Raw genomic sequence first — 17,306 nt, forward strand, 5'->3', positions numbered from 1 at the left:
TTACGTTAAGTGTTGGATAAAGAGATTGACCGGGACATCCCCCAGCGCGTGGCTGATATTCAGCTCCCTGTTTTTTGTGACTGCGCTGCTTGAAAAAAGTCCCTTCAGGTTTGTGTCAGAGGCGGCGAACGGTAAAACCACCCGCGTATCGCCCCAGCGCAGCGCATCGACCTGAGGTACAGCACCGTTTTCCAGCAGGGTGGCGCAACGGATCGGTACGATCACAATGGCCTGCTTCCCCTCGTGCTCACGGGTAAACGCAAGCACGTTGTGCGCCTGACTGCCGAGCACTTCCAGGGCCTGGTAAGTGCCCCGGCGGAACAGTTCGGCATGCTCGACGCGCAGGTTCAGCACTTCGGCGATCAAGGCTTGCTTGATGCGTCCGTCACGCCAGTTCGCCAGCAGTTCCACAGGTGGCAATGGCGCCTGCAAGGCCTGCTCGCGCGCGGCGTAATCCACCGGCCGGCGATTGTCCGGATCGACCAGGCTGAAGTCCCAGAACTCATTGCCCTGATACAGATCCGGCACCCCCGGCACGGTCATGCGCAGCAAGGTTTGCGCCAAACCATTGAGGGCGCCGGCGGCGGCGATACTGTTGACGGTCTTGCTCAACGCGGCGCGCAGCAGTTCGCCTTCTTCACCGGTGAGCAGCTTTTCCGTGAACGCTTGCGCTGCGTTTTCATAGGCTTCGTTGGGCGCGCTCCAGCTGCTTTGCAGCTTGGCCTCGCGCAGGGCTTTCTGTTGCCATTGCCAGATGCGCTTGGCGTAGTCGGCGAACCCGGCCTGATCGTCATCGCGCAGTTGCAGCGGCCAACTGCCGAGCAACGCTTGATAGAGGATCAGTTCATCGCCGCTCGACGGCATCTGATCGTCAACCCGCACCGGGCGGGCGAGGGCGCGCCACAATTCGATCTGCTCGGCGTACCAATGGCTGCGTTCACTGAGCACGGCCAGACGCGCGCGGGTGTCTTCGCCGCGTTTGTGATCGTGGGTCGCGGTGGCCAGCAAGTTGTCGGGGAACTCGTTCAGTCGTTGCTGGTTGACTGCATGAAAGTCGCTGACCGGGGCGCTGAACTGTTCTGTGTTGTAGCCGACATCGTTACGCGACAACAGCACCGCCGAGCGATACAGCGCGGTGTCCTCCACGGCTTTGGCGGCTGCCGGTGAGGTCAGTTGTTGAAAACGTACGCAAGCGTGCTTGAGGATTTTCCGCGAGCGGCCACGCGGTTTGCGTCGCCACGGCGTGCCACCGAGCCAGGCCGCGACGCAGTCGAGCACCGGCCAGTCGGCTTCGCTGAGGGTTTGCCGCGCACCGTCCATGGCCTGCTGGAAAAACACCTCGTCCTGCGCCGAGCGGCCCATGGCGCTGATGTAAGTGCGATACACCGGGAAATGCACGATCAACGCCTGCAACACCCGGCGGATCGCGCCGAGGGTCAAATCGCGGGTCATCAGGTCATCGCGAGCCACTTGCAGCAGGGCCTGGGCGACGCTTTCGCAGTCACTGGCCAGCGAACCGTTGAGGATCTGCTGCCGCGCCAGTTGTGCTTCTTCGATAAACGCGGCGGGGCGTTCGGTGCGTCGTTGCCAGAGGTCACCGAGGACGAATTCGCCGTCCGGATCGTGTTGCAGCAGCGACAGCTGATTCATGAATTCATAACCGGTGGTGCCGTCCACCGCCCAGTCACGGTGCAGGGTTTCGCCGGCGCCGAGGATCTTCTCGACGTAGATCGGCAAGTGCCTGTCGGGTGCCAGCAGATCAACCCGGCGGCGCAGTTTGCGGCAATAACCACGCGGGTCGGCGAGGCCGTCGATGTGGTCGATGCGCAAGCCGTCGACCAGCCCTTCGGCGATCAACTGGAAGATTTTGCCGTGGGTCGCTTCGAACACCGCCGGACGCTCGACACGCAAGCCGCCAAGTTCGTTGATGTCGAAAAAGCGCCGCCAGTTGATGTCATCCGCTGCGGTGCGCCAACTGGCGAGGCGGTAGCTTTGGCGTTCGAGCAACTGATGCAACGCCTGGAAGCCTGCTTCTGTCGTTGAGTCGAAATGCTGCAGGTTGCTGTGAATCGCTTCGAGCGTCTGCGCATCGCTCGCCAGTTCGCGCAGCTCTTCCTTCAGTGGCATCGCCAGCGAATGTGCATCGGTTTGATAACTGAGCGTGCTGAACCGATCAGCGAGGGATTTCAGCGTCTCTTGGTGTTTGAGGATCTCACCGTAGTCACTCGGGCAGATCGGGAAGTGGTGGTCGTAGTGCTCGACGTAAAAGCTGCCGGTGTGTGGGTTGAACAGCAGCTTCAGCGTGCCTTCCTGCAACGCCACGCCGTAATCGCTGCCGAGGAACGGCAGCAGCAACTGGCCCTCCATCAACGGGTCCGGCGAGTGCCACTGAATATCGAAGAACTCGCCGTACGGACTGAGTCGTCCCCATTCCAGCAGGTCGAGCCACCACGGGTTGTCGTTGCCGCCGACGGCCATGTGGTTGGAGACAATGTCGAGGATCAGCCCCATGTTGTGTTCGCGCAGGGTGCTGACCAAGCGCCGAAGCGCTGGCTCACCGCCGAGTTCCGGATTGACCTGGGTCGGATCGACCACGTCGTAGCCATGCATCGAACCAGCCCGCGCCGCGAGCAGCGGCGAGGCGTAAATATGGCTGATGCCGAGGCGGGCGAAATACGGCACCAAGGGCACCGCGTGTTCAAGGGTGAAGCCTTTATGAAATTGCAGACGCAAGGTCGCGCGCAGGGGCTGGATGAGCGTTTGATTCATTGGTCACGCTCGGCAGCCTGAAGACGCGCGCACGCGAGTAGTTCCAGACGTCGCGCCGCATCGGCACCGTCGAGGAGCGCCTCACTGGTACCGGGCAAACGTCTAGACCAGTTCGGATGGGTGTCGATGGTGCCGGGCAGATTGGCCTGTTCGTTGATGCCCAGCGCATCTTCCAGTGGTAACAGCACCAGCGGCGCGCGGGTGTGGCCGAGGAAACGCACGGCGGCATCGACCACTTGATCGGCCTCGTGGGATTCCTCGCGAAAGTTTTGCGGGTCTTGGCTCAACGCGCCGCGCAGGCCTTCGCGTTCGCGCTGGCGGTGCTGGCGCCATTCGATTTCACCGTTGGCATCGACAAAACCCAACCGCGCGTTCCAGTCGATGTCGCGGCCATGCCACCAGCCGTTGAGCGTCGGCAAATCGTGGGTGCTGGTGGTCGCCAGTGCGTTGTCCGGCCAGTCGAGAATCGGTTTGAAATGGGTGTTGTCCTGTTCGAACAACAACACGCGCATGCCGAGCATGGAGCGGGCGATGAGTTTCTCGCGCAGGCCATCGGGCACGGTGCCGAGGTCTTCGCCGAGGACAATTGCCTGGTGACGATGGGATTCAAGCGTCAGCAAGCGCAGCAAATCATCGACCGGGTAATACAGGTAGGCGCCATCGGCCGGCGCCGCGCCATTGGGGATCACCCACAAACGTTGCAGGCCCATGACATGGTCGATGCGCAGGCCGCCGGCATGGGCGAAGTTGGCGCGCAGCATGTCGATGAAGGCGCGAAAGCCATTGCGGATCAGGCCCTCCGGGGAGAACGCAGAAATCCCCCAGCCCTGACCCGTGCGATTGAGAATATCCGGCGGTGCGCCGACGGTCAGCGAGGCGAGCAATTCGTCCTGAAAACTCCAGGCCTGACTGCCGGCGCCGTCGGCACCCACTGCCAGATCGGCGATCAGGCCAATGCCCATGCCGGCACTGCGTGCAGCGGTTTGCGCGCGTTCCAGGCAGCGGTGGATCAGCCACTGACAAAAAGCGAAGTAACCGATGCGCTCGGCGTATTCCTCGGCAAACGCTTCCAGCGCAGCACCACGCGGGTCGTGCCAGTGTTCCGGCCACTGGCGCCAGTCGAGGTTTTCGCCACGGGCGGCGCGCATTTCCTGAATCGCTTCGAACCGGCAATGGTTTTCCAGTGCTTCGCCACCGGCATGGCGGAAACTGGCGAAGTCCGGGTGCAGCGGGTGGTCACCGGCAACGAACCCTTCATACAAAGCTTGCAGGAGCTTTTGCTTGGCGTCGGCGGCGCTCGGCCAGTCGATCAGTTTCAAGTCTTCGAGTTGCGCGAACTGTTCGGCCAGACCTGCCGCGTCGATGGCATCGCGCAAAGCACGTTCACCGAGAATCGCGCCCGGTGCGGCGTACAGAGAATTGAGGAACAATCGACTGGATGGCGAATAAGGGCTGTAGCGCCCGGTATCGGCGCTGAACATGGCATGCAGCGGGCTGATCGCCAAGGCATCGGCGCCGCGCTCACCGGCCACGCGGACCAGGTCTTCCAGCGCCAGGGTATCGCCGAAACCGCCGTCGCCGGGGCGGCGCAGCGAATACAGTTGCGCACTCAGACCCCAGACGCGGGGAATCGGATTATCCACCGCATCGCCGACACTGAAGCAGCGCTCCGGGGCCACGGCCAGGGTGAAATACTGATCGCTGATGTGCACCTGTTGATAACCGACCGGGATCAGCCCGGGCAATATCGCTTCGGAATCGAGTTTCAGGTTCAGCCGCGAGCCGTCTTCAAGGTGGATTTCACACGGCGTTTCCGGGGCGAAGTATCGCGCCAGATCCACGCCGACACCGACATCGGCTGTCAACAGCGGCGGCAGGTGGCGATCTTGTTGAACGGCTTGCAGTTCCAACAGGCTGGCGTCGATTTCCTGCGCGGTGCTGGCGGGGTGGCCGAGCCCGATCAGGACATTGCGCAGCACCGCCGGGGCGACTTTTTGCGGGCGGCCGTTGGCGTCGATCCAGTCGACGGCGAGGCCGGCGCGGCTTGCAAGAATTTCCAGTTGCGCATCGCTCATAGGCGCTCTCCATTCAGAGGTTGCAAAGGGGTTGCGGCCGTGAGGCTGACAAGCGCGCAATACGCGGGCAGTACGCCCGATTCCGACAGATCGACGGTGGGTGGCTGTTGAAACAACCACACGGCCTCGGTCTGTGGAGGGTTGACCACTGGCGTGTCGCTGAGGTTCAGGTCAATTCGCAGCTCGCTGCCATTGCCCAGACGCCAGCGTGCGCTGACCGCGCCATAACCGAGCATATGGGCGCCGAGTGCCTGCGTGCCGGACAAATGGGGAATGATGTATTGATGGCGAAATTGCAGGAGCTTCTGGTACAGCGCGAGGGTTTCCTGCTGTTTTGCGCTGCCATGGCCGATCAACCTTGGCTGTGAGGCATGGAAGGTTTTTTCGCCATTCGGGTCGGGAATCTGCTCGCGCTTGTGCGGATCGGTGAAGGCGCTGAACGCCGCGAATTCATTGCGTCGACCCTCGCGCACCAACTCGGCCAATTCGCCGTGATGACTGGTGAAAAACAGGAACGGCTGCTCGGCGGCAAACTCGTCGCCCATAAACATCAGCGGAATCATCGGTGACAGCAGCAACAACACGGTCGCGGCCTGCACGGCGCGCGGATCGGCCAGATCATGCAGGCGCTCGCCGAAGGCGCGGTTGCCGATCTGATCGTGGTTTTGCAGGAACAGCACGAACGCCGTGGAGGGCAGGTGTTCGCTGGGCTCGCCGCGCGGTTCGCCGTGACGGGTGATGTGGCCCTGGAAGACAAACCCCTGACTCAGGCAGCGCACCAGTTGTTCAGTGGGTTGTGCGGCGTAGTCGGCGTAATAGGCGTCGGTTTCACCCGTGAGCAAGACGTGCAGGGCGTTATGACCGTCGTCATTCCACTGCGCGTCGTAGTCGTATTCGAGCAGGCTCGACTGGTTCAGTTCGTTTTCCACGGTCAGCCAGACATGCCGGCTCGGGTCGATCTGCGCGCGGATGCGCTGGGCCATCTGCGTGAGGAAATCCGGGTCTTCGATGGCATGCACCGCATCCAGGCGCAAACCGTCGAAGCGGTATTCGAGCAACCACATCAGGGCGTTTTCGATAAAGAATTCACGCACTTCGTCGCGGCGGAAATCGATCGCCGCGCCCCACGGTGTGTGTTTGTCCTCGCGGAAAAAGCCTTTGGCGTAACGGTGCAGGTAATTGCCGTCGGGGCCGAAGTGGTTGTAGACCACGTCAAGAATCACCGCCAGACCATGGCCGTGGGCACTGTCGATCAGGTGTTTGAGTTGTTCCGGGGTGCCGTAGGAGGCTTGCGGTGCGTAGGGCAAAACACCGTCGTAGCCCCAATTGCGTTCGCCGGGGAACTGCGCCAACGGCATCAGTTCGATGGCGGTGATGCCCAGGCCCGCGAGGCGCGCCAGATGTTGTTCGACTTCCGCGAACCCCCCGAGCGCACCGACGTGCAACTCGTAGATCACCGCTTCGCTCCACGGCCGACCGTGCCAGGCACTGTGGCGCCATTGATAGCTCAGCGGATCGACCACCACGCTGTGGCGGTCGAGATCACCATCCTGTGCTCTGGAGGCCGGGTCGGGCACCTCCAGTTCGCCGTCGATGTTATAGCGGTAACGGGTACCCGCCGGACAGCGGGCCTTGATCACAAACCAGCCGTCTGCCTGCGGCAGCATTGGCAACGACTGGCCGTTTTCCAGTTCGACACTGACGTAAAACGCATCGGGCGCCCATAGCGCAAATTGCGTGTGTTCGGCGTCCAGCATGATCGCGCCGTGGGGCCAGGTTTCAGTAGACCGTAACGGCATCGTGGTGAACCTCCCTGGTTATTTGTGGTGAGCTTTACCCAGCGCCTTGGCGACCAGTTGTTCGTAGAGTTCGGCGTACGGTTCAACCGCTTTGCACCAGTTGAACGGCGCCGCCATCGCCCGGCAACGCATGGCGTTGAGCAGTTCGGGGAAGGCGAATACCTTGAATGCGCGGCTGAGGGCCTCTTGATAGCTTTCAGCGGTGGACTCATCGAAGAGGAAACCGGTAACGCCGTTTTCAATGGTGTCGGCCAGTCCGCCGGTATTGCGTGCCACTGGCAGCGAACCAAAGCGCTGGGCGTACATCTGGCTCAAACCGCAAGGCTCGTAACGCGATGGCATCAACAGGAAGTCGCTGCCGGCGAACATCCGGCGGGCGTCGGTTTCATTGAAGCCGATGCGCACACCGATCTGCCCGGGGAAGCGGAGCGCCAGTTCGCGCATGGCTTGTTCTTCTTCAGGCTCACCGCGACCGATGATGGCGATCTGGCCACCGTTCTGCACGATGTACTCCGACACCGCGATCGTCAGGTCGAGACCTTTTTGATAGACCAGTCGCGACACCACGGCAAACAGCGGGCCTTCGGAGTCATTTAATTTAAATAGCTCACGCACGTGCGCGGCGTTGACCGCTTTGCCTTCCCAGTCACCAATGGCAAACGGTGCGAACAGGTGCGGATCGGTGGCGGCGTCCCAGCTCTCGTCGATACCGTTGGGGATACCGCTGAGCAAGCCTTGCTGGGTCTTGGCGGCGAGAAAACCGTCGAGGCCGCAGCCGAAATCCGGGGTGGTGATTTCCTGCGCATAAGTCGCGCTGACCGTGGTGATGTGGCTCGAATAGGCCATGCCGGCCTTGAGGAACGACATCTTGCCGTAGAACTCCATGCCTTCCTGTTGCAGGGCATGGTTGGGGATCCCCAGCTCAGGGCAGGAACCGAGGCTGGTGACGCCTTGATAAGCGAGGTTGTGAATGGTGAACAGGGTCGGCGTGCGCTGCCCGCGCCAGTGCATATACGCCGGGGCCAGACCGGCCGGCCAGTCATGGGCGTGCACCAGATCCGGGCACCAGTGAATTTGCGCGAGGTTGGCGGCGATGTCGGCAGCGGCCAGACCGAGGCGGGCGAAACGAATGTGGTTGTCCGGCCAGTCGCGACCGTTGTTGGCGCCGTAGGGCGAGCCTTCGCGCTCGTAGAGTTCCGGGCAGATCAGCACGTAGATGACCAGACCGTCGGGCATGTCCATGCGGCCGATCTTGCACGGCGGCAGCGCTGCGTGGCCACCGAGTTCGCCGATGATGTGGATCGGGTTCTCGCTGTGCATCACTTGCGGATAACCGGGGATCAGCACGCGCACATCGTGCAGATGGGCCATGGCGCGGGGCAGGGCAGCGGAGACGTCACCCAGACCACCGGTTTTCACCAGATCGGCGATTTCCGAGGTGACGAACAGCACTTTCTTTTTGTTCGGGTTCTGGCTCGCTACCGGAGTCAGCGTTTTGGTGCCGGGGACGTAGATCTGTCGGCTGCCGGGAACACTGACGGTGCTCGATTCGCCTACTGACTGCTGAGCACGCTCTCCCTGAATATCCAATGCCGCACTGATCATATGTAACTCCCGTTTTGTTGATCTGATTCTTGTCTGGAACAAGTGATGTCCATGGCCACATCCTGTGGCCGGGCGCAAACGCGCCACGCATCGGTGAGCAAACGCTACCCAACACGCGCAAGCAGAATGGGTGTAGAGGCCGTTGCAAGGATTGCACCAGTCGCTTTGGCCCTGCCTTTCAGATGACCCGCCGCTTTGGGCAAAAGTTTCGAGTTTTTTTCCGCAATGTGACCGACAGGTCGTACCCCGAAAAAACCAGTCTAGGCCAGATCCTAGAGCGGGCCAGAGCAAATGGGTAAATTGTTCGACAATCGGTTTGCCGTTAACGGCAACCGTGCTTTGGCGGGGTAAACGCACCGACGAAGTGCAGGTTTTTTTACAAGGAAGGGCTAAAACGGTGACTGAGTAGTCACGATATTGTGCTAGCGGGGAGGGCGGTTGCACTGTTGTGGTGCGGGCAGTTTGTTGGTGTGCGGACAGTGAGTGCCCCTTCGCGAGCAAGCTCGCTCCCACAGGAGATCTTCAGTGGACAGAAAATCTGTTCCTGGCACAGATCCAATGTGGGAGCGAGCTTGCTCGCGAAGGCGGTGGTCGCTACACCAGCGCAATGTTGGGAGTTCTCAGTTCAGCAGGCGAACCGGCTCCCCAGCAGACCACCCCTGAATATTCTCGATCATCTGCGAAAAGAACTGCTCATAATTCTGCCGACTGACATACCCCACATGCGGCGTCGCCAGTACATTGTCCAGTGTGCGAAACGGGTGCATGGCCGGCAGCGGCTCCTGTTCGAATACGTCCAGTGCTGCCCCGGCAAGGTGCTTTTTCTGCAAGGCCTTGATCAGCGCCGCTTCATCGACAATCGGCCCGCGCGCGGTGTTGACCAGCAGTGCGGTCGGCTTCATCCAGCCCAACGCCTGCGCATCGACCAGCCCGCGACTGCGCTCACTGAGCACCAGATGCACCGACAACACGTCGGCCTGCTCGAACAGTGCCTGTTTGCTCACGTACGTCACGCCAGCCTGTTCGGCCCGTTCGGCGGTGAGGTTTTCGCTCCAGGCGATCACCTTCATGCCGAACACCTGGCCGAACTGTGCGACGCGCTGGCCGATGCTGCCCAGACCGAGAATGCCGAGGGTCTTACCGTGCAGATCGCCGCCCAGCCCTTGCTGCCAGTGACCGTCGCGCAGGGCATTGGCTTCGTTCACCAGATTGCGCGTTGCGGCCATGATCAGCGCCCAGGTCAATTCCGGCGCGGCGTGCTTGTAACTGTCGGTGCCGCAAACCTTGATCCCGAGTTTTGCCGCCGCCTGCATGTCCAGCGCGGCATTGCGCATGCCGCCGGTGACCAGCAGTTCAAGGTTGGGCAGGCGCTTGAGCAGGTCTTCGTCGAACCGCGTGCGCTCGCGCATCACGCAAATCACCTGGTAGCGGCCCAGGCGTTCGGCGAGGGTGGCGTTGTCCGCCGGATAATCGTGTTCGAATGTCACTTGCCCGAGGCTATCGAGCACTGACCAGTCGACCACGTCGCGGGCCACGTCCTGCCAGTCATCGATCACTGCAATCTGCACCGCCATCAGCCTTACCTCATCAATGAACGGGATTGGATGTATTCAACCAGCCGAGCAAGGCCTTGTGAAACTGCGCCGGTTCTTCCATCTGCGGCGCGTGGCCCATGCCGGGAAATTCCACCAGCGTCGACTGCGGGATCAGCTTGGCCACTTGTTTGCCGAGCACGTCATAGTGGCCGATTTTCGCTTTTACTTCAGGTGGCGCGAGGTCCTTGCCGATGGCCGTGGTGTCGGAGGTGCCGATCAGCAGCAGGGTCGGCATCTTCAGGTTCTTGAATTCGTAGTACACCGGCTGGGTGAAAATCATGTCGTAGATCAGCGCCGAGTTCCACGCGACCTGGGGCTTGCCCGGGCCTTTGCTCAACCCGGCGAGCATGTCCACCCAGCGGTCGAATTCTGGTTTCCAACGGCCGTCGTAGTAAGTGCTGCGTTCGTAATCGCGGATGCCTTGGGCGCTGACGTTCAGCTCGCGCTGATACCACTGATCTACCGTGCGGTAAGGCACGCCGAGGGCCTTCCAGTCTTCCAGACCGATCGGGTTGACCAGTGCCAATTGCTCGACCTGCTCGGGGAACAGCAAGGCATAGCGGGTGGCGAGCATGCCGCCGGTGGAGTGGCCGAGCAGGGTGGCTTTCTGAATGCCCAGCGCTTTGAGCAATTGCTGGGTGTTGGTCGCCAGTTGCTGGAAGCTGTACTGATAATGGTCGGGTTTGCTCGAGGTGCAGAAACCGATCTGATCCGGTGCGATGACCCGGTAACCGGACTCGCTCAGTGCCTTGATCGAACTGTCCCAGGTGGCTGCGCAAAAATTCTTGCCGTGCATTAGCACCACGGTGCGGCCGTTGGCTTTGCCATGAGCGGCGACGTCCATGTAACCCATCTGCAGGGATTTGCCCTGAGACTGAAAGGTGAAGTGTTTTAGCGTGTAGGGATATTCGAAGCCTTGCAGTTCCGGGCCGTAGGCCGGGCCTTCCGGCGCGGCTTCGCTTGGCGTTGCGGCCTGTGCCGACAGGGGCAGGGCGGCGCAAAGAAACAGGCCGGGTAGCCAACGGGAAAACATGACAGACATAAGGTCAAACTCCGTTTGAAATCGGCCGATGCTGGAATGACTGGATTATGCCGACGTTAAACACAGGCAATGCCTGCGCCCGAACGTTCAACCCAGCCAGCCCAGCGTCAGCAAGGCCAGCACACCATAGCGTGCAGCTTTGGCCAGGGTGACGATCAATAAAAAACGCCCGAGCGGTTCACGCATGACGCCGGCAATCAGTGTCAGCGGATCGCCAACGATCGGCAACCAGCTCAGTAGCAACGACCAATGGCCGTAACGTTCATAGTGTTTGCGCGCCCGCGCCATGTGCGCGGGGCTGACGGGAAACCAGCGCCGATCCTGAAAACGTTCGATGCCACGGCCCAGCCACCAGTTGACCAGCGAGCCGAGTACGTTGCCCAGGGTTGCCACGGCGAGCAGACCCCACAGCCAGTAATGCCCGCTGACGAGCAAACCGACCAGCAATGCCTCGGACTGCAGCGGCAACAGTGTCGCCGCACCGAATGCGGCGAGGAACAGCCCGCCGTAAGCCGTGAACATCAATGGGCCGGGTAGTCCGCCACGACGACGTCAGCGCCATCCTTCTTCAGGCCGATGACCTGATAGGCATCGCTCATACCGTCCATTTCCATGCCCGGCGAGCCCATCGGCATACCCGGTGCGGCCACGCCGAGCAGATCGTCACGCTTGCTCAAGGCCAACACCTGCTCCGCCGGCACGTGGCCCTCGACGAATTTGCCGTTGATGATTGCGGTGTGGCACGACGCCAGACGCGGCGGCACGCCATGTTGTTGCTTGAAGCTGCTCATGTCGCTTTCGACGTGGTCTTCGACCTTGAAACCGTTGGCTTCGAGGTGGCTGATCCATTTTTTGCAGCAACCGCAATTGGCGTCACGATGGACTTCAATCGGGATCAGGTCGGCGGCTTGCGCCAGGGAAGAAATGAACAGGGCGCTCAGGGCGACCAGACGCAGGTGGGTTCGCATAGCGGATTCTCGGCTCGGGTGACGATCAAAAAGAACGCATTTTGACCGGTTTTTCCTGCTCGGCATCAACGCAATGTTTCCAGTTGTTGCAAAACGCAGCACCAACCTGTGGGAGCGAGCTTGCTCGCGAATGCGGTCATTCAGACACTGAAGCAGCGACTGGCAGATTGCTTTCGCGAGCAAGCTCGCTCCCACAGGGACTATCTGGTGGGCAGAAAGCCCTTGTGGGAAGCCGCGATCAGCGGACTTTGAAACGCCCCATGATCGCGCTCACCCGGCTGTTGGCCTCAAGCAACTGGTGGGTGTTGAGCTCGCTGGCTTTGCCGCTCTGCACCAGCTCATCAACCATGTGGCGGATCTGCACCATGCTGCGGTTGATCTCTTCGGTCACGGCGCTTTGCTGCTCGGCGGCGGTGGCGATCTGTGTGCTGAGGCTGTTGATGTGGCTGACCGAACCGGCCATTTCATCCAGACCCGAGTTGACCCGGGCGGTGGCGTCGGCGGCGGACTGGCAACTGGCCTGAGTGTTTTCCATGGCGCTGACCGACGAGCTCACACCCTGCGTCAGGCGCGTCAACATTTCGTTGATTTCCGAGGTGCTGGCCTGGGTGCGAGCGGCGAGGGCGCGGACTTCATCGGCCACCACGGCAAAACCACGGCCCTGCTCACCGGCCCGTGCGGCTTCAATGGCGGCGTTGAGCGCCAGCAGGTTGGTCTGCCCGGCAATCGCACCGATCACCCCGAGGATTTCGGTGATGCGCTGGGCGTCCTGCTGCATGTTTTCGACTTTATGCGTAGCGCTGGCCACTTCATCGATCAGCGCCACGACACTGTTGGTCGCTTCGCCCACTACCACGCGCGAGCGGTCGGCGTTTTCATTGGCGCGCTGGGTGAACGCGGCGGTTTCAGCGGCGTTCTGCGCCACGCTTTCTGCCGTCGAACTCATCTCGGTGATGGCGGTAACGGTCTGATCGGTTTCCGACGCGTGGCGCAGCAGGATCTGGCTGGTGTGCGCCGAGGTGCGTTGCAGATTATCGAGGCTGGACGCCATGGCCCCGGTGGCCTGGGTGACCTCGCCGATCATGTTTTGCAGATAGGCGATGAAGGTGTTGATCGAATGGCCGATGGCGCCGAGTTCGTCTTCGGCGCGAATAGTGATGCGCCGGGTCAGGTCGGCATCGCCGCTGGACAGCAAGTCGATGTTGGCTTTCAACGCTTTCATGCGCTGCACCAACTGGCGAATCGCGTAGACCTGCAACAGCACCAGCAGGATCACCAGCGGAATCTGCAACAGGCTCAAAGTGCTGAGGACGTCATCACGCTGCGCCGTGAGCATTTTCGTCGGCAGGGCGGTGGCGAGGAACCACGGCGTGCCTTCAATCGGGCGCATGAAGAAGGTGCTGGCTTCACCGTTGTTGTCGAACTCGATGCGCTGCGCCTGATCACGGTTCTGCAGGCCGTTTTTTACCTGGCTGGCGAAGGTCGACGTGGCGGCCAGTTCGCTGATGTTCTTCAGCACGATCGGGCCACTGATGCGCGAGCTGTTGCTGATGATCTTGCCGTCGGCCTCAATGATCAACATCTCGGCGTTGAGGTCTTTTTCCTTGCGCGCCACCAGATCGTTGAAGAAGCCGAGGGTGACGTCGATGGTCGACACGCCCCAGGCACTGCCGTTTTTCTGGATGGCCATGGCTCAGTTGGTACGCGGCTCGGCGCTGGCGTCATCCTTATAGGCTGCTGCCCATGCGCATTGGCCGCGCGGTGTGGCCATGCCGCCCTTGTACCAGCTCTGGTCGTAATAGTTGGGGGCTGCGTCGCTGTTCCAGAACGTGTTCACGGCCAGTTTGCCCGACGCATCGCGGTGCCAGAACGTACTGAATTTGTTGCGCCCGGCTTCACGCTGCCCCGGCAACGGCCAGATCCCGCCGCCGAAGACCTTCAACTCGCCGTACTGATCGACCAGGCCAGGCAGTACCGTGTCGATGGCGGCGCTGTCGAGCAGCGGGATGGTCTGGGTGATGCTGCGCTGTTGCGCCTGCACTTTGTTCAATTCGCCCTGAATCTGCTCGGCGACTTCGGCGATGCGGTTGAGCACCACTTGTTCTTCGGTATGCCGCAGTTTCGGGGCGACCAGTTGGCTGATGCCGACCACGGTCAACACCGACAACAGCAGGATGAACAGAACCAGAAACAACGTGTAGCGAGCCTGAATAGTGCGGAATGCGGGCATGGAGACCGGTCCTTGAGCAGCGTTTCTTATTAGGGGGCAGGGGCAAAACAGTGCGGGTATCCACAAAGTATCGTCGTTACATCGCGAAGCTTTAGGTACTTGCGTCCTAAAAAACCTGAGCGCCGATGACTGGTCGGTATCGGGTTCGATACACAAGCGCTGGGCAGCGCCTGTGACTGGCTGAAAAAGCGATTTTCATTTCATTGTGATGACGGCTCTGAGTCAGGGTTTGCGCGGCGTTGCGCATTTGTATCGAGAATGTACAAGAATTGTAAAAAAGTGCAGAAAGAGGTTGGTGCCATCAGTTCGCCCGCCGATACTCGCGGCCATTAATGCCGTTCACTCGGATATTTCAGGTCATTTCACAGGGAGTCTTTTCATGACGATCGGTATTGTCGGCGGCTGGCAGGCCAAGGCAGGACTACTGGTGCGCGACACCGGCGCAAAGAAACAAGTGTCCCAGAGCGTCAAGGTGCAGCAGATGCTGACGCTGGTCGGTAATGATCCCACCGCGCTGAATACCGCCGAGATGGACAAGCAGGGTTTGCGCAAGGCGATCAAGGGCTTCGATCCGGCGAATGTTTCGGTTAAACAAATGGGCAATCTGAGCGAGATGCTGCGCAGCCGCGGGCTGATCTCCGAGATCACTTCCTTTACGTTGAAGAACGCCGGTGACAAGTTCGACCGTTTTGGCGTGACCAAGGATATCGATGTCAAATTCAACGCATTGGAATACTTTGCCACCCAGCTCGATGCTATTCAGTCCAACGGTCTCAATGGCAACGCCTACGGGAAAAACCTCATCCCCGAGTTCAAGAAAGCGATCTACGTCCTGCAGAATCTGAAGACCTATGGTGATGGCAACGTCGCGAAGCCGGTTGACCAAGGCGTCAGGTCCAAGGCTTGAGCCTGACCGTTGTAGCCCGTTCAAACTCTGAACGGGCGGTGTCGATGGATTCGATCTGCTTCAAGAAAGCGACGCTTTCGCGCACGCTATTTGTTGTTGCGCCTGATCATGCAGCCGTTGGATGTGCGGGCAACGCAACTCCAGCGTACGCGGCCGATAACCGCGATGAAACAACGCCAGCCATCCCGCACAGCGTTCATTCGGGGCAATCCCGGTAAAGACGAAGCCCATCGCTGACAGGCTGTCCACGGCGCTGGCGAACCCTGTCGCCAGTCTGAGCCTGATCGAGATCATCCAGTGTCCAGGCAGTTGCTTCAGCTGTTTGAGCAAACCGTTGTCGAGTTTTTGCAGAATCACGTCATAGCGCCCGGAACACTGTTCGACATGAATAGGCGCTCCCACCCATGACGCTTCCTTGTCCTGTGTCCCGTGTACGCGGCACAGATGTTCCATGAAAGCGCGGTAGCTTTCTGGCCATGACAGCGCCGGGAGTGGGCGGCGGGAGCCATCGATCGGCGTGTAGCCGATGACGATGGATTCTGGCAGTGGTTCGCCAAACGGCGAGGGCACGTAGTCGAGCATCAATCCCGTGCTGCAGAAGCCGAGCTTGTCAGCCATGCGTTGCGTATAGGCGTGCTGCGTGACCTGTTTGATGGTTACGCCATGGCAACCCAGTGCCTGTGCATGGATCAACAGTCGCGTGCCCAAATGCGTGGCGATGTTCTGCCCGCGCGTGGACGGATGCACCACGCTCAATGCCAGTTCCGCCGTGTTTGATCCTGTGTTGCGGCACAGCGTGGCGTGGCCAAGAATTTTTTTGCCGGACTCCGCTACCAACGAATGCCAACTGCCATCGCCATGATTCTGGTTGATCATCAGAGGCAGATACACGTGCGGCTGCACGTAATGGTCGCCATAGATTTCCCGGAACAGACGGCTGATCGCTCCAGCATCGGAGCGGCGATAACTGCGCAGCGTCACGTTGTCCATGGGCGTTGCTCCGGATGTGGGGTGTCGTAGTTGCGAAGGTCGACGACTCGCTGGCGTTTGCCGGAGCGCGGATGGCGAGCAAGTGCCTCGGCTGTGCAATGGGCGACCTGCAGTTCAAGTTGGCCATCAGCGCAGAGTTGCGCGATCAGCGGATATTGCTCGATCAAGCCGTTTTGCAAGGTTGTGCCGGTCTGCGCTGTCTCGGAATTGAACGCCTCGGGCACCCACTTCAGACACAAGATATCGACGTTTGCCGATTGGCTGATGACCAGTTGCCAGTCGGCGCTGACAGTGCTGCGCTGAATCACTTTGGCGATGTCTTCGATCAACAGGGTCAGGCTGCTCACCCTTATACGCTGACTGCTCATGCTGCGGCCCATCAAGGCAAACTTGCGCATGGACGCCTCGGCCGGTTCTCGCCAGCAGGCGAGGTCACCCACGGGATAACGGATCAATGGCATCAGCCGGCGGGTGAGGTTGGTGATCAGAAGGCGCCCGGTACGATTGCACTCTTCAATCACTTCACCGGTGTGCTCATCGATAATTTCCAGCACGCTGTGGCTGGCCAGCATGCGGTGCTCGCCCAAGGCACAATCGCGGCTTGTGGCGCCGATGAATCCCGCGTCGACACTGGCGTAGCCGATGGAGGCGATCCGTGCGTTGGGGAACACTCGGTGCAAGATCTGCAATTGCCCGGCGAACAGGCTTTCGCCGCCGTAGAGCACGGTTTCGACTTCGGCCAGGGTTAGCCCCTGGCGCTCAAGCACGCTGGCGAACGTGAGCAATTGCGCGGGCACGCCGGCCAGCACGTTGATCCGGTGCACGCGGATCGAGTCAGCCAGCACCGCAGGGTCGACGTCGCCGGTGAACGGGTATTCGGTAATACCCGCCGTTTCGTGCGCCAGTGCATCGTGGATAAAGATGAAACTGGCATACAGGTCGCCAACAAAAAACAGATTCGCCACCCGGTCTCCCGGATTGAGTTGGCTCGCGAGATGGCGACCGAAGTCGCGCACAAGTGCCTGCCATTCTTCGCGGGTAAATACCGAAAGTTTACCCGCGCTGGTTGTTCCACCGGTCTTGAACACCAGTGCGCGTTCGACCGTTGATGTCAGGACTGGCCATTGATCGAAGTTATTACTGTTGGCCCAATACTGTTGCGGATCAATCGGCGGAAGTTCATCCAGTGTGCTTGTCTGCGGCGCAACGTCTTGCCAATGTCTGGCGTAATACGTTGAGTGTTCGCGGGCGAAGGCAAGTAACTGATTCAGTTCAAATGCTGTGTTCATAGTGTTCTCTTTAGTTGTTCTGGTAATGGACGAAGTT

General features: G+C 60.4%; 13 protein-coding genes. 1 reads left to right on the top strand and 12 read right to left on the bottom strand.

Annotation, left to right across the window (positions count from 1 at the left end; genetic code table 11):
- From ACWR1S_RS00710 to ACWR1S_RS00755, 10 genes are all read right to left on the bottom strand, one after another.
- A complete protein-coding gene (locus ACWR1S_RS00710) occupies window positions 1-2,769 on the bottom strand; it encodes a malto-oligosyltrehalose synthase (protein WP_454562060.1) in 2,769 nt (922 codons plus the stop codon).
- Window positions 2,766-4,844 (bottom strand): 4-alpha-glucanotransferase, encoded by a 2,079-nt coding sequence (gene malQ / locus ACWR1S_RS00715; protein ID WP_454562061.1) that lies wholly within the window; start codon window positions 4,842-4,844, stop codon window positions 2,766-2,768. The genes ACWR1S_RS00710 and malQ overlap by 4 nt, the downstream gene beginning before the upstream one ends.
- On the bottom strand, window positions 4,841-6,643 hold the full coding sequence (gene treZ, locus ACWR1S_RS00720) for a malto-oligosyltrehalose trehalohydrolase (RefSeq protein ID WP_454562062.1): 1,803 nt from the start codon (window positions 6,641-6,643) through the stop codon (window positions 4,841-4,843). The genes malQ and treZ overlap by 4 nt, the downstream gene beginning before the upstream one ends.
- 18 nt (window positions 6,644-6,661) lie before the next feature.
- Window positions 6,662-8,248, bottom strand: coding sequence for a glycogen synthase GlgA (glgA, locus tag ACWR1S_RS00725; RefSeq protein WP_454562063.1), 1,587 nt, complete (start codon window positions 8,246-8,248; stop codon window positions 6,662-6,664).
- Window positions 8,249-8,868: 620 nt separating this feature from the next.
- Window positions 8,869-9,822 carry a D-2-hydroxyacid dehydrogenase family protein gene (locus ACWR1S_RS00730; RefSeq protein WP_454562064.1) on the bottom strand — a complete coding sequence of 318 codons (954 nt, stop codon included), beginning with the start codon at window positions 9,820-9,822 and terminating at the stop codon, window positions 8,869-8,871.
- Between the two features lie 13 nt (window positions 9,823-9,835).
- Window positions 9,836-10,885, bottom strand: a complete 1,050-nt coding sequence (locus ACWR1S_RS00735; protein ID WP_454562065.1) for an alpha/beta fold hydrolase — start codon at window positions 10,883-10,885, stop codon at window positions 9,836-9,838.
- Between the two features lie 87 nt (window positions 10,886-10,972).
- Complete coding sequence (locus ACWR1S_RS00740; RefSeq protein ID WP_454562066.1) at window positions 10,973-11,407, bottom strand: YqaA family protein; 435 nt, start codon at window positions 11,405-11,407, stop codon at window positions 10,973-10,975.
- The gene (locus ACWR1S_RS00745; RefSeq protein WP_077572718.1) at window positions 11,407-11,853 is read right to left on the bottom strand and encodes a DUF411 domain-containing protein; all 447 of its coding nucleotides are present in this window, start codon (window positions 11,851-11,853) and stop codon (window positions 11,407-11,409) included. The genes ACWR1S_RS00740 and ACWR1S_RS00745 overlap by 1 nt, the downstream gene beginning before the upstream one ends.
- Window positions 11,854-12,091: 238 nt before the next feature.
- Window positions 12,092-13,543 (bottom strand): methyl-accepting chemotaxis protein, encoded by a 1,452-nt coding sequence (locus tag ACWR1S_RS00750; protein WP_454562067.1) that lies wholly within the window; start codon window positions 13,541-13,543, stop codon window positions 12,092-12,094.
- Between the two features lie 3 nt (window positions 13,544-13,546).
- A complete protein-coding gene (locus ACWR1S_RS00755) occupies window positions 13,547-14,083 on the bottom strand; it encodes a hypothetical protein (RefSeq protein ID WP_454562068.1) in 537 nt (178 codons plus the stop codon).
- Window positions 14,084-14,462: 379 nt separating this feature from the next.
- Here ACWR1S_RS00755 and ACWR1S_RS00760 point away from each other — a divergent pair, with 379 nt between their 5' ends.
- Complete coding sequence (locus tag ACWR1S_RS00760; RefSeq protein WP_397480703.1) at window positions 14,463-14,990, top strand: hypothetical protein; 528 nt, start codon at window positions 14,463-14,465, stop codon at window positions 14,988-14,990.
- Between the two features lie 60 nt (window positions 14,991-15,050).
- Here the strand turns inward: ACWR1S_RS00760 and ACWR1S_RS00765 are convergent, their stop codons facing one another.
- Window positions 15,051-15,980, bottom strand: coding sequence for a GNAT family N-acetyltransferase (locus ACWR1S_RS00765; protein ID WP_454562069.1), 930 nt, complete (start codon window positions 15,978-15,980; stop codon window positions 15,051-15,053).
- On the bottom strand, window positions 15,968-17,269 hold the full coding sequence (locus ACWR1S_RS00770) for a phenylacetate--CoA ligase family protein (RefSeq protein WP_454562070.1): 1,302 nt from the start codon (window positions 17,267-17,269) through the stop codon (window positions 15,968-15,970). The genes ACWR1S_RS00765 and ACWR1S_RS00770 overlap by 13 nt, the downstream gene beginning before the upstream one ends.
- Between the last annotated feature and the right edge of the window lie 37 nt (window positions 17,270-17,306).

It is taken from the genome of Pseudomonas sp. AIG, from assembly GCF_977020205.1.